Source organism: Collinsella sp. CLA-ER-H5 (assembly GCF_040092375.1).
Taxonomy (GTDB): Bacteria; Actinomycetota; Coriobacteriia; order Coriobacteriales; family Coriobacteriaceae; genus Collinsella.
This window is the reverse complement of the sequence record NZ_JBBNLR010000004.1, coordinates 28,687-40,846: the sequence shown is the minus strand read 5'-3', so window position 1 is coordinate 40,846 and position 12,160 is coordinate 28,687. Positions and strand designations below refer to the sequence as shown.

The 12,160-nt window shown below is 61.9% G+C and carries 9 protein-coding genes; 1 reads left to right on the top strand and 8 read right to left on the bottom strand.

The genetic code is table 11. The features are described from left to right. Window positions 1-48 precede the first annotated feature (48 nt). The 7 genes from raiA to tmk all read right to left on the bottom strand — a co-directional run bounded on the left by raiA (window position 49) and on the right by tmk (window position 8,242). Complete coding sequence (gene raiA, locus AAAX31_RS02485; RefSeq protein ID WP_035137685.1) at window positions 49-633, bottom strand: ribosome-associated translation inhibitor RaiA; 585 nt, start codon at window positions 631-633, stop codon at window positions 49-51. Window positions 634-950: 317 nt separating this feature from the next. Then, window positions 951-1,976, bottom strand: coding sequence for a transporter substrate-binding domain-containing protein (locus AAAX31_RS02480; RefSeq protein WP_349076106.1), 1,026 nt, complete (start codon window positions 1,974-1,976; stop codon window positions 951-953). A 732-nt stretch (window positions 1,977-2,708) separates the two neighbouring features. After that, the gene (locus AAAX31_RS02475) at window positions 2,709-3,818 is read right to left on the bottom strand and encodes a hypothetical protein (RefSeq protein WP_349076080.1); all 1,110 of its coding nucleotides are present in this window, start codon (window positions 3,816-3,818) and stop codon (window positions 2,709-2,711) included. An 11-nt stretch (window positions 3,819-3,829) separates the two neighbouring features. Continuing rightward, on the bottom strand, window positions 3,830-4,636 hold the full coding sequence (locus tag AAAX31_RS02470) for a phosphoribosyltransferase family protein (protein ID WP_349076078.1): 807 nt from the start codon (window positions 4,634-4,636) through the stop codon (window positions 3,830-3,832). Between the two features lie 102 nt (window positions 4,637-4,738). Beyond that, window positions 4,739-6,439: a regulatory iron-sulfur-containing complex subunit RicT gene (gene ricT, locus AAAX31_RS02465; RefSeq protein WP_349076077.1), complete on the bottom strand. Its 1,701-nt coding sequence runs from the start codon at window positions 6,437-6,439 to the stop codon at window positions 4,739-4,741. Continuing rightward, the gene (locus AAAX31_RS02460; protein ID WP_349076076.1) at window positions 6,430-7,557 is read right to left on the bottom strand and encodes a DNA polymerase III subunit; all 1,128 of its coding nucleotides are present in this window, start codon (window positions 7,555-7,557) and stop codon (window positions 6,430-6,432) included. The genes ricT and AAAX31_RS02460 overlap by 10 nt, the downstream gene beginning before the upstream one ends. A 1-nt stretch (window position 7,558) precedes the next feature. Next, window positions 7,559-8,242 (bottom strand): dTMP kinase, encoded by a 684-nt coding sequence (gene tmk / locus AAAX31_RS02455; protein WP_349076075.1) that lies wholly within the window; start codon window positions 8,240-8,242, stop codon window positions 7,559-7,561. Window positions 8,243-8,468: 226 nt separating this feature from the next. Here tmk and AAAX31_RS02450 point away from each other — a divergent pair, with 226 nt between their 5' ends. Next, a complete protein-coding gene (locus AAAX31_RS02450) occupies window positions 8,469-9,452 on the top strand; it encodes a zinc-ribbon domain-containing protein (protein ID WP_349076074.1) in 984 nt (327 codons plus the stop codon). A 122-nt stretch (window positions 9,453-9,574) separates the two neighbouring features. Here AAAX31_RS02450 and AAAX31_RS02445 read toward each other — a convergent pair whose 3' ends face one another. After that, window positions 9,575-12,151: a DNA topoisomerase I gene (locus AAAX31_RS02445; RefSeq protein WP_349076073.1), complete on the bottom strand. Its 2,577-nt coding sequence runs from the start codon at window positions 12,149-12,151 to the stop codon at window positions 9,575-9,577. Window positions 12,152-12,160: the final 9 nt, after the last annotated feature.

Sequence of the window (12,160 nt, the reverse complement as noted above, 5' to 3'; positions counted from 1 at the left end):
CCCGCATGGGATGGCCGCCAACCGTTAACTCATGCAAGTTAACGTATTTTACTCGTCAAGTGTTTCGATGCGGGGCTTGATGATGCCATATCCACCATTCTTACGGTGATACACCACATTGATGAGACCGGTCGTCGCGTTCTCGAACACGTAGAAGTCGTGGCCCAGCAAATCGGTCTGCACCAGCGCCTGCTCCTCAGTCATCGGGGTGACGTCGATAACCTTCTCGCGGACGAGCAGGTCGTCCTCCTCCTCGGGCAGCAGCAGGTCGGCCAGATCCTCGACGCGCTCGACCGGCGCGACATCCGCGGCGCTGGCACCGCCCTGGCGGTTGTCCACGACCTTGGTCTTGAACTTACGCAGCTGGCGGGTGACCTTATCGGCAGAGAGGTCGATGGCGGCGTACATATCTGCACCGTGCTCGGCAACGCGAATTACCGAACCGCGGGCACGAACCGTAACCTCGACGATTGCCGGGTTGGGGTTCGAGGGGTTCTTCTCATAACGAAGTACAACGTCGACCGTCATGGGCTCGATATCGAAAACCTTGAGCGCCTCGCCGATCTTCTCATCCACATGCGCACGCAGAGCATCGGTTACCGTCGTCTTGCGTCCAGAAACCTTGATATCCATACGTGGCTCCAATCTGCCTCGGGGACTTACTGTACTGGCTATGTACCCATTGCCGTGCATTTAATCACGCGGATTCCTAAAGACCCGAATAACGACTGCTTGATACCGCATACCGAAGTCTCGCACTTTTCTGTGGCAAAGTGCGCTATGGAAGAGCGACGGCGACTTTGGTTTTGCACCTAAAAAATGTCTTTGACCTGCTGGTTTTATGGAAACGAAAAAGCCGGGCTCCCCTGTTGGGAGAGCCCGGCGATGCGTGTTGAAACCGTGAAGAGGCGTCCCTCCTAGCGCATAGGAGACGCCACCCCTAGCAATAACTAGCTATTGAGCTTGTTAATGTCGTCGTCGGTGATAGTGCCCTCCTGGCTGGACGATTTATCCTCGGAGGATGCGGTCTCATTGTTGGAATCGGAGGACTCGCTGCCGGAGGATGCGGTCTCACTGGACTCAGAGTCGCCCGGCTGCACGTTAGCGCCCGAAACCGTCTTAGTGGTGAGGTCGTAGGGCATCCTGCCATACCAGACAGAGTGGACCGCCTCGAGCGTGCCGTCGGCTGTAATACCGTCGAGGGCATCGCTCACGGCACGGCACAGTTCGTCATTGGACGAGAGGCCCGCAACACCAAGCGTCGAGGGCGCCTCGAGCGAACCGGCATAGGAGACCTCGCTCATCAGGCGTGCAAGGTAGCCGCCGGCCGTGGAGTCGCAGATTACATAGTCGACCTCGCCGGACTCGAGTGCCTCAAAGCACTCGTTGATGTTGGAGTAGGTCTTTTGGTTGGCGGTAATGCTCTGCTTAGCAAGCGCCTCCTGCGAGGCCGAGGACATCTGGACACCAAGGGTAGACGTGTTAAGGGTATCGGTGGAAACGCTTAGCGACCCACCATCGCTGGTTTTACCGAACACAGAAGCGGCATCGTACAGGCAGGTGCCGAGCGAGCTAACGTCCCCGTCTGTGGAGTTGATCTCGCCGATAAAGATATCAGCCTTTTTGTCGCCGAGCGCGGAACCTGCCGAGGACGCATCGACAAAGGCGACCTTAAGGCCCATGCGGCTTGCGAGGGCGCGGGCGGCGTCAACCGCATATCCCGTGAGCTCGCCGTCGGCGCCTTGCATGGCCTGCGGCGCATCGGAAGTATCGAGGGCGACCGTCAGGGTTCCGGGAGTGACCAGGGCATCGTCCGACACCGCCGGCGTGACGGTCTCGTACTCGATCTGGTCGATCGTGGGAGTCGTGAACGTAGACAGCGGGTTGAACGCGCATCCGCTCAGGCCCAAAACGGCAATGACCGCTGCGGTCCCAGCACCTAACCGAGCCGCGTGCATCAAGCTGCCCCTCACCATGTCCACTACCCTGCCTTCTGTGTCGTATACAATCCGTGCGTTGCGCGGAATATCAGATTGTTCCCACCAGCTGACCTGGTATTTGACCCCACACTTGCGCACCGGGGTGTTTGCTCGGGAGGCCGCAGCCACCTTCACGACTGACCCGCTCGCCCGCGAGGCGGTATTGCCCCAAAGAAAGTAGAACGGACGGTGCGGCTTACATCTAGGACGCGCCATGATCGCGCCGCGCGCACGCGGTCGCTTACGTGGATCCCTTTGACCGCGTCTGTCTTGGACTAGGACGGGCATTTCGTCCGTCCGCAACCACAGCCTGGTAGGAACGTAGCGCATTATAGCTAAGTTCAAGCTAAAGTTTAAGGTTAGGGGCGTCATTCGCATCGCGAGTACAGATTTCGCAGGTCGGAGTGGGCTATTCGTGCCCCTGTGAAGCCCGGAGCTCCCCTATGGGGAGCTCCGGGGCACCCTTCTTGGGGTGCCCTGGCCAAAAAATGGCAAATATGAGTACTGTCACCAATTTAGTAACAGGCAATTTTGACCTCTCGGACAGATTTTGCGCTCAGTGTCGCCAATCTGATGCTTAGTTATTCTACATTTGTTTATTATCTTCTTACTTTATGCCGCCTCCGAGTCCTAAATTCTTTGATTTTGCTGTTACTGATTTAGTGACAGTACTCATATTTGCCATATTTTGGCCAGGGCATATGATTAACCCCCTCTTTTCGACGTGAATTAGACCGGCTTAAGCCCAAAACACGCCCGCAGCGTGTTAAGCAACGCCTCTTGCTTCTTCCTGCGGGCATCGACACGATTCCGGTACCGCTTTCGCATACGCTGGTGCATGCGCCATGCGAGCGCTTCCATCGCTTCCATGTCACAGAGCATTTCGCTATTGACCGTCGCGACCTCGATTCCCATAGTAATCAAGCCCGTGTTGCGCTTTTCATCATGGATACGTCCCCTCCGAGAGGAATGGCCCAGCTCACCGTTGTATTCCAGGTCAAACCGGGCCGCTTCTTGATACGCATCGCAAACTGCATGAGGCATCCCCGAGATTGCCTGCGCACGGTCATCGAACTCGATCTTGTAGTCGGTCTTAAAAGGTCCGCAGGCAAACCCGCCATAGGAAAACGGAAGCGAAAACAGAGCGAGCATGATGCACTCCATGGGCGAGAGCAGGTTTTCTGACAAGTAGGGACACAGACGCTGCAATTGTTTGGCCGTGCTTCCCTTGCATGTCGTAAGGTAATCTGCCAGGCGATCGGGCGTCAGCACCGGTTCGACTTCAAAGTAGCCCACGTCTGCTGGCTGGTCCTTGTCCTTTGCAAGTTTATTCGTAACAGGCGAGGTGTAGGGAGGCAGATACTTCCCGCGGTCGCTCAGTGAAATCTTAGAGCACAGCTCCTGGGCCAGGGCAAACGCCTGGATGCAGCCGACCTCGCGCGCAACGGCAACACAAAGGGCCTCGGGAGATAGGCTGTACACCCCCGGTTCCACCTCTAGAATCGAGCCGGCGGGCAACCCGGAACACACGGACCAGCCTACGCCAGGCATGCGGCGGCGCTGCGCCGCAGATCCCACCAGCAAGCACAGATCCTCTTGCACCTCGCCGCCTTTAGCTCCAATTCGCACCAAGTCGGGAAGATAGATATCCTCGCTCGAAGGCGATGACGTACACAGCACGCGGCGCTCCTCATCGGGCTCAAGGTCCTTCCAGCCGATGTAGCCCATCTGCCGGCGCTCGGCTCGAATCATACGCAACGCCGAGGCACCCGTCAGGATCACGGAAGCCGCTAGCTGCTCTTTTGTCGGTTTGTTGCACTGCCTGATTGTTACCGCCACATGAATCACCCCTACCAAACGCGTGCGAGAGCGAGGCCATCAACGGCCGCGGCACCGGCGCGCTTGAGTTCCGCCGAAGCTGCCGCCATCGTCGCACCCGTGGTGATAACGTCGTCGATAAGCAGCAGGCGGCGGCCCCGCACGTCCTCAACGGTCTCGTACATGCCTCGGGCGCGTTCACGGCGTTCTTCACGGCCGAGTTCACGCTGGTCGCCATGGCCGTACTTAACGAGGGCATCGAGCAACGGAACACCCGACAGCTCGCAAAATGGGCGCGCGATGGCTTCCATATGATCGAAGCCGCGTCGCCGAAACGCCGCCGCCGTCGCGGGCACAAACACCACTGCATCGGCGCCGGACAACACGCCGCCGTAGCGTTCGGGCGCCGCGACCTGGGCATGTAAGGCGGTGTCGTATAGCAGCTCTGCCAGATACGGCGCCAGGCGTCGCTCGCCCGCGTCTTTGTACGCTTTAATGATCCGTGGCAGCGGATGCGTGTAAACGGCACATGCCAGGCATCGGTCGAGTGCTTCGGCCATCGCCGAGGACGAGCCCTCGACCGAGCACTCGGTGCACAGCAAGTCTCCAAACGGGGCACCGCATCGAGTGCAGCTATAACGTGGGTCGATAAGCGCAAGCGCCGCCAGGCAGTCTTGGCAAATAAGCGCGCCGGAGCGCTCGCAGCCGGCGCATCGCGTAGGCGACAACGCCTCAAGCGCCTCGTGCGCCGCCAGCTCGGCAAACGGTAGCAATTCGTCCGCAAACGGCAGGATGCCGACACCTTGCAGGCATCCCAACACATTCAAATGTCTCTTCACGACACAACCCTCCCTACGCTCGGTCGCAGGGAGGGTTGTTGATTCAGCGCTATGGTACCCCGACGCGTTTGGGGTCAGGCAGGTTAAATCCGCTCGCGGGCGTTATTCGCCGGTAGGCGGTTGTGGTGCAGACGAAGACGGGGTCGAGCCCTCGCCACCATCTTGACGCGGCTTGCGGGAACGACGACGGCGACGGCGCTTCTGGCCCTGGTCGGCCGAACCCTCGCCACCACGATCTTCGCGCGACTCGCGTTCGTCGCGAGCGGCGCCGCGCGCGGCCTTGGCAGCCGCCCCTCCGCCATCTCCAGGGCGACGACGTGTGACCTTGACCTCGCCATCCGAGACCTGATCGGCCACGGAGGGCACCGAGGGCTTTTGCTGCGTGCCCGAGGAATGGCGGCGACGCGGACGCGGGGCGCGCTCGTCATCGTTGCGCTGCTTGCCACCCTTGTCGGCAGGCGTATCGGAACCCGAACCACCCTTGGGGGCGGCACCGGCTTCGCGAGCAGCTGCGGCGCGGAAGGCGTCCTCGCGCTCCCCACTCGACAGATGACGGCGGCGACGACGCGTGGGGTTCATGCCACCGCCGCGATTCTGCTGCTGGGGCTGCTGAACCTCGCGCTCGCGAGAGGCGTTCTTGCCCGCGGCTGCAGCCTCGGTAGAATCGCCCGAGCCCGCGCGCTTGCGACGACGACGGCCACCGGCGGCCTCCTCGGCCTCGGGTGCCTCGGCCTTGCCGCGGCCCTTTCCACGGCCACGGCCCTCGACCTGGCTCTGAGCAGCGCGGGTATCGGAATCGGCATCGCGACGACGGCGCTTGGGCATCGACGTGCCGGCAAGACGGTCGGCGCTCGACAGACCATCGCCCACGTCGACGCCGTTCTCGCGATCGAGCTCCATGAGCGCCAGGCACATCTCGGGCGACTCGATGCGCTCGAGCACGTCGCGCGTCACGCAGTCGGGGCGGCAGTTGCAGCCCTGCTCGGCGGCCTTCTTTTTGCAGCCCTCCGAGCACGTCATATCGGCCAGGTTGACCTTAAAGACTTTGCCGTTCTCCAGGCGCAGCACCAGCTGCTCACGCGGCGTGTCATATTCCTGAATACGCGCCTTGCCAAGCGGCGTATCGATGAGCGTCTTCTTTTTGGGCGCACGGCTCTTAAAGTCCTTGTACGCCTCGAACTCATAGCGCAAGCAGCACATCAGGCGGCCGCACACGCCGCTGATTTTGGACGAGTTGAGCGGCAGGTCCTGCTCTTTTGCCATGCGGATCGAGACGGGCTCAAACTGTCCGCCAAAGCGCGTGCAGCAGAGCTCCTGTCCGCATTGGGCGTAGCCGCCCACCAGGCGGGTCTCGTCACGCACGCCGATCTGGCGCATGTCGACGCGAATGTGCAGCGTCGAGGACAGGTCCTTGACGAGCTGACGGAAATCGACGCGTTCCTCGGCAGCAAAGTAGAACACGGCCTTCTCGCCGCCAAACAGGTACTCGACGCCAACCGGCTTCATCTCGAGGTCGAGCTCCTTGACCAGGCGGCGGAAGTCGACCATGGCCTCGTCACCCTGGATAGCCAGGTCGTCGGCAAGCTGCAGGTCGATGTCGCTCGCCACGCGCAGCACGGGCTTGAGCGGCTGACCGATCTCGTCTTGCGGCACCTCGAAGGGATCGGCCGTGACCAGGCCGATCTCGGTTCCGCGCTCGGTGGAGCAAATGGCATAATCGGCCTCGAGGATATCCAGGTCCTGCGGGTCAAACCACAGGTCGCGCGAGGCGTAGGTAAACTTAACGGGTACGACTAACGGCATTTCAGTGCCTTCCTGATATCGAACAGCATGACCTCGATGGCCAGCTGGGGAGTAACGTTTCTGGCGATGTTGCGCTCGGCGGTCGCGACCGCCTCGAGCGCCTGGGTGGCACCCGCAACATTGGTCGCGGCGGCAAGCCGACCGATCGTGTCGCGCACATCCTCGTTCACCACGTCGGCTGCCTCGTCCTGAAGTGTCAGCAGCACGTCGCGCATGAGCGTCCGCGCGCTCGCCAGCGCTTCCATGATACCCGAACGCTCGCGCGCGTTGAGTTCGCGCTTGTTGCGGTCCTCAAGCTGCTTCAATGCTCCACGCGACAGGTAGTCGGCGTTTTGCTCGAGTACCTTTTCCTGCGTGGACTTGACCTCGGCAAGCGGCGCCTTGACGGCGACGATGAGCGACTTGGCGCGACTGAGCACATCGGCCTCGTCGGCGGCAATGAGTGAGTCGATGGCACGGACCATCTGACGGCGGGCGTCCTGGCGCTCGGCGCTCTTAAGAAACTCGATGCCGCGTGTGGGGCTTCCCGCCACGGCGACCGCCATGCGGCAACGCGCAGGGTCCTGACCGGTGGCGCGGCTCACGGCCTGCGCGGCGACGGCGGGCGATACCAGCCGAAACGGCACACACTGGCAACGACTCACGATAGTGGGCAGCATCACGTCGGCCGAGGTGCCCAGCAAGATAAACATAACGCCCTCGGGCGGCTCCTCGAGCGTTTTGAGCAGTGCGTTGGCGGTGTTGGCACGCAGTTGCTCGGCACGGTCGATGATGTAGACCTTGGCCTTGGCACGGATGGGCGCCAGTGGCACGTCATCGAGCAGCTCGCGGGTCTGGGCAATGAGGTAACCCGTGGCGCTCTCGGGCGTGTAATAGTGCACGTCGGGGTGCGTATGGCGGGCGACGCGCACGCAGCTATCGCATGAGCCGCAGCCATCCTGCTCGCACAGGAAGGCTTGGGCGAGCGCCCACGCGGCGTCGAGCTTGCCCGCGCCGGGCGCTCCCAAGAACAGATAGGCGTGCGATGCGCGACCGCTGGCGACGGCGTTGGTCAAAAAGTCGCGCACGCGCTCTTGGGTATCGAGCTTGGCGAGCAAGCTTGTCTGCGCGGGGGCCATGCTACTCGGCCTCCTGGGCAAGCGCGGCGGCAACGGCTTCCTGCGGAATGTCGAGACCATACGCGCGAACCTGCTCGACCGTCTTCTCGAAGACTTCCTCGATGGTCGCGGTGGCGTCGATGAGCTTTACGCGGTTTGGCTCCTCGGCGGCAATTGCGCAAAAGCCCTGGTAGACACGCTCTTGGAATGCCATGCCCTTTGCCTCCATGCGATCTGCCGCACCACGGGCCGCCATGCGCAGCGCCGCCTGCTCGGGCGTGATGTGGTAGACGAGTGTGAGCGCCGGGTGCGTACCCGCGACGGCCAGGTTGTTGGCATCTCGCACCATCTGGCGATCAAGGCCGTCGGCAAATGCCTGATAGCAGGTTGTGGAATCGTAGAAGCGGTCGCACAGGACCACCCTGCCGGCAGCAAGGGCGGGCGCGATGACCTCGTGCACCAACTGAGCGCGTGCCGCCTCGTAGAGCAACAACTCGCAGGTGTCGCCCATCGCTGTATTGGCGGGGTCGAGCAGCAGAGCACGGATCTTTTCGCTGATGGCGGTACCGCCCGGCTCGCGCAGGCTCACAACCTGGTGGCCAGCGAGTTCGAGCGCGCGGGCAAGCAGGCGCGCCTGCGTGGACTTGCCGGCGCCATCGGCGCCCTCGAGCGTGATAAAGCTATGTTGAGCGGGCTCAAAAGCCATGGGCGCAGCCCCTTCCTACAAGGCGCGTAAATGCGAGTTATAGCAACCAAGCCATGATACCCCAGTGCTCGGCGCGTCCCAAACCCCACCTAGCCAATGGCTACTCAGGCAGCAGTTAGGGACGTTCCTAAACTGCCGGCCGAAAAGGAATGTCCCCAACTGCCGGCTTTTTGGGGTGCTGGGTATAATCGTCGTATTGCATTGAAATGTGGCGAAAGGAGTGGCAATGTCTCGGTATTGCGCCTCGTGCGGCAAACTTCTTGCAGATGATGCCAAGTTCTGCACCTCGTGCGGTGCACCCGTTGAGCAAACAACCGCGAGCGATAGCCAGCCCGCTTTTGAGCAGACCGGTTCCCTCGATACGCCGCAAGCCAAGGCGGACGACCCCCTCGCCTATCGCCCCGACCCCGCCGCAGGCCCCGCGACCGTCGAGACCACGCAGCGCATACCCGTCGCGAGCGGCTCGCCCCAACAGCAGCAGGCTCCCGCATACGCGCCCGCTTCGCCACAGACCCCCGCTCCCAAAAAGAGCGGCACCGGGCCGCTTATCGCCGTTATCGTTGTGCTGGTGACGATCATCATCGCCCTGGTCATCTTCTTTGCGATCAGACCGTTCGACAACGCCGCCACGCAGACGACTGCCGAGGTAGCTAAGCTGCACCATGACGTCGACGACGATGACCTAAAGCCTCTCGGCGATCCCAACAGCCTGTACGACGATGATGACGATGACGACGAGGATGGCAGCGAAGCAACGCTCTCCGAGCAGAACCTCTACCGCCGACTGAGCGAATACTACGACCTGCTCGAAGACCTCGACAACTACGTCCGTGGCTGCGCACAGAACTTCAACGGCAGCTATCTGGAAGAAGATCGCACCACCCGTCAAAATCTCGCCGACGTCGCCGAGCGCACGGAAGACACCATCGAGCAGTACTACGATATCGTCGAGGACCTGGACGTCCCGACGAGCTCCAAGAACTACAGCTCTTGGAAGGACATCGTTGCCCTGTACGACGACCTAGATCACCGCATTGACGCGATCTGCGATGCCTGGGAGATCAGCCTGAAATACGCCAATCCTGCGGACCACAAGAATGAGATCGTGGCGCCGCTGTCGCGCGACAACGTGGCGGGCACCAATGACAATAAGTACCGCCTAGACTTTGAGGAGCGCTATCCCGGCGCCAAACCCGTCGAAGTGAACTAGTCGCATGCGACGTTCTCAAACGACTAGTCATTAAAGAACGTCCCCAATGACTGCCTAGAAAATGAGCGAGGATCGCGGGGTCCTCGCTCATTTTTGTTTTGGTCAATGTTTCGGCTGCGCTGTTACTTGTCGGTGGCCGCTTTCTTGGCAGTCGACTTCTTCGCGGTCGTCTTCTTGGCGGCAGTGGCTTTCTTAGCCGTCGTCTTCTTGGCCGTGCTCGCCTTAGTCGTGGTCTTGCGGCCGCGGGCGGGCTTCTTCTCCTTGGTCGGGCAGTCCATGTTCACGCAGATGCGCCACGGACCGCGCGCCGTGTTGACCACCACGATGGGGGCGCCGCACTCGGGGCAGGTCTCACCCGTCGCCTCGAGCTTACCGCGCGCCGGCAGAGGATAGCTCACGCCGCAGTCATCGTAGTTGGTGCAGCGGATAAAGCGCTTGCCGCTCTTCTCGCTCTTGTGCGCAATCAGGTCGCCATGGCGTCCGGCCTCGGCGCACACCTTGCACTCGCCCACCTTAAGGTCAGGCTCGTAGTTGGTGGGGCACGTGGGGTTCACGCAGATCTCGAAAGCCTTCTGGCGGAACGGCTGACACTTAATGCGCGGCGCACCGCATTCGGGGCACACGGCGGCCTCGCCCTCGAGCGGGCTCACCTTGACGCCGCTCGGCACCGGATAGGTCACATCGCAGTCGGGCCAGCCCATGCAGCCGATAAAGCTGCCGCGGGTCTTGGCGCTCGTCTTCATAACCAGGTCCTTGCCGCACTTGGGGCAAGCGCCCACGCGTGCATCGGCCGTGACGGCGTCGCTGATGGCGTCGCCTAGCTCCTGCGTGTGCTTGAGCAGCTCGTCGAGCACGCCGGCCAGCAGCGCGCGCGAGTGCGTCACGACATGCTCTTCGGTGTCCTCGCCGCGCTCGACGCGGGTCATATCGCCGTCGAGCTCGCTGGTCATATCGGGGCTCGTGATGCGCGGGGCAAATTGCGTCAGCGCGTCGATGATGGCGATGCCCAGCTGGCTCGGCTCAACGGGGTCGTTTTTGAGATAGCGCACGGCATACAGGCGCTCGATGATGCTCGCACGCGTGGACTTGGTGCCCAGGCCGCGCTTTTCCATCTCCTGCACGAGCTTGCCCTGGCTGTAGCGCGCGGGCGGCTCGGTCTGCTTGGCCTCGAGCTTAATGTCGAACACGTCGACCGTGTCGCCCTGCTCCAGCGGTGGCATCTGCTCATCGCGCTTAAGGCCGTACGGATAGGCCTCGCGGAAACCCGGGGTCACGAGCACGTCGCCCGAGGCTACAAACGGCTCGCCGTTGACGTCGAGCTCGAGCTTGGTGTTCTCGATGGTCGCAGGACCCATAAGCGTCGCCAGGAAGCGACGAGCGATGAGGTCATAGAGCTTGCGCTGGCCGCCATCGAGCGTGGACGGATCGCCCTCGCCCGTGGGATAGATAGGCGGGTGGTCGGTGGTCTCGACCTTGCCGCGCGTGGGCTTCATGGGACCGGCGAGCACCTTTTTGCACACGGGCGCCAGCGCCGGGTTGATCTTTGCCAGATCGCTCACCACGGCGCCCAGATCGAGCGTCGCAGGGTACACGGTATTGTCGACACGTGGGTAGCTGATGAGACCGGCCATGTAGAGGGACTCGGCGATTCGCATCGTACGCGCAGGCGAGATGCCCTCGGCCGCGGCGGCAGCCTGCAGCGAGGTCGTCGCAAACGGCGTGGGCGGTTGCTGCTTACGCGAGCGCTTGGTCACCGCGGCAACGGTCGCCGTCTTGACGCCGTCGACGTGGCCGTACGCCGTCTCGGCAGCATCTTTGTCGGTAAAACGTGTCGTCTTGTGCGCAATCTTAAAGCGGTCATCCTCGGCAGCACCCTGAGCGGCACCCATGCCGCGAATCTGCCAATAGTCCTCGGGCACAAACGCCATGCGTTCGCGTTCGCGCTCGACCACCAGGGCGAGCGTCGGAGTCTGCACGCGGCCGGCGGAGCGCACGTTGCCAAAGCCGCCAAACTTGGCGAGCGTCAGGTAGCGCGTGAGCACCGCGCCCCAAATGAGGTCGATGTGCTGGCGGCTCTCGCCGGCGTCGGCCAGATTCTGGTCGAGCGAGACAAGATTATCGAAGGCCTGCGTAATCTCGGCCTTGGTAAACGAAGAATACTGGGCGCGGGCGACCGGCAAGTCGGGCGCAACCTCGCGCACCTTGTTGAGGGCGTCCGAACCGATCAGTTCGCCCTCGCGGTCGAAGTCCGTGGCGATAATGACGCTGTCGGACTTCTTGGCAAGGTTCTTGAGCGAGCGGATGAGCTCCTTTTCGGCCGGCAGCTTAATGACGGGCGCCCAGGTGAGGTAAGGCAGGCTCTCGAGCTTCCAGCCCTTGATGGAGATACCATCGGCAAGGAACGGCTTGCGCTTGGTATCGTACGGCGGGCGAGCCAGGCCATCGGGCATATCGGCCGGCAGCATCTCGCCGTCCTCGGTAACCGAATACCAGCCCAGCTTTTTATCGAACAGCACGCTGTCGCAAAAATCGGGCGCAAGGATGTGACCGGCCAGGCCGATGGTCACGCACTCCTCGCCCTTCCACTCAAAACGGTAGATGGCGGTGTTGTACACCTTGTCCTTTTTGGGTTTGCCCGTGGACAGACGCTCGGCAATCTGACGCGCGGCGTCGTTTTTCTCTGCGATGATGAGCTTCAAAAGAGGCTC